The following is a 1037-nucleotide window of genomic DNA, read 5'->3' as shown; positions in this document are numbered from 1 at the left end:
AAAGCGGCCTGCACTACAACCTGTTCCGCTACTACGAACCCGAGGTGGGGCGTTTCACCACGCAGGATCCGATAGGGTTACGCGGCGGGTTGAACCTGTATCAGTATGCGCCGAACCCGCTGATGTGGGTGGATCCGCTGGGGTTGAGTAGTAAGCCTTGCAAGACTGAAGAAACAACCCGTGTTCGCCATTACACCAATCGTAAAGGCTCAAATGCAATTGAAGAAAGTGGCGTAATAAAAGCTCAGGATAATGGTCGAGTTTATGTTGAGCCAGCAAATAAAAAACCAATGAGTCAAGTTCAGGCTGAAAATAAATATCAAATTAAACCAGGAAGAGGAAGGGATTATGTTGAGACCGATGTTCCCAACTCACAATTAGAGTGGATTACTAATCCTCGCTATCATACCCAAGAGCTTACTGTGAAGGGTGATGTGCCCTTAAAAAATCCAACGGTCACAAAAAGGAAGTAAGATGTTAAAAGAAAATGAAACAATCAAACTAACAGGTGAAGAAGCTGTTAATATAATCAAGGAGGTTAATTATTTATTGATCTCACTTGGTAATATCGCACATTATTATTACAGCGAGCCAGTTATTAGTGACGATAAGCGGTTAGAGTATGAGAGCGAAACAACTAAATTTATAGACAAGAATAAAGTTACACATAGGCTGGCAGAAATTAGAAGGATATTATCCAGTAAGTTTGATAATAGCCTTGGTGATGATGATATGGATGATATAGAGAGAGCTACAGAGGATACCCCTTATTGGGAGAAGCCGGGGGACTAGCCTCAAAGAAAATTAGGCACTACAGGAATAGCGTGGTGCCTCCTGCTAAACAAACGAATTTAGAATTTAATTAAAGCGTGAAAAGGCAATGTTTGGCTCTTTAAAAATCATATAGAATCAAATGGTTAAGATTGTATGGCAGGCCGCCTGCTGCAACACCGAGAACCCAATCAGGGCAAACCGGGCGCGCGGCTGGTGTACGATCTGGCGGATAACCTGCTGGGCGAGCGCAGCCCGCAGAGCGA

General features: G+C 43.6%; 2 protein-coding genes. Both read left to right on the top strand.

Annotated features, from left to right (window positions below; all coding sequences use genetic code 11):
- Nucleotides 1–473 (top strand): RHS repeat-associated core domain-containing protein (locus AC4PR2_RS29115; protein ID WP_492176079.1); only part of this gene is annotated, 473 nt, incomplete at its 5' end.
- Between the two features lies 1 nt (nt 474).
- Nucleotides 475–792, top strand: a complete 318-nt coding sequence (locus AC4PR2_RS29110) for a hypothetical protein (RefSeq protein ID WP_060435512.1) — start codon at nt 475–477, stop codon at nt 790–792.
- Nucleotides 793–1037: the final 245 nt, after the last annotated feature.

Source organism: Serratia sp. A07, assembly GCF_058725505.1.
Note: the sequence above shows the minus strand (reverse complement) of the source record. Positions and strands in the feature narration are given on the sequence as shown.

What these genes read in the sequence shown, in the direction of transcription:
- AC4PR2_RS29110 (WP_060435512.1), top strand. Translation starts at nt 475, where the DNA reads ATGTTAAAAGAAAATGAAACAATCAAACTAACAGGTGAAGAAGCTGTT.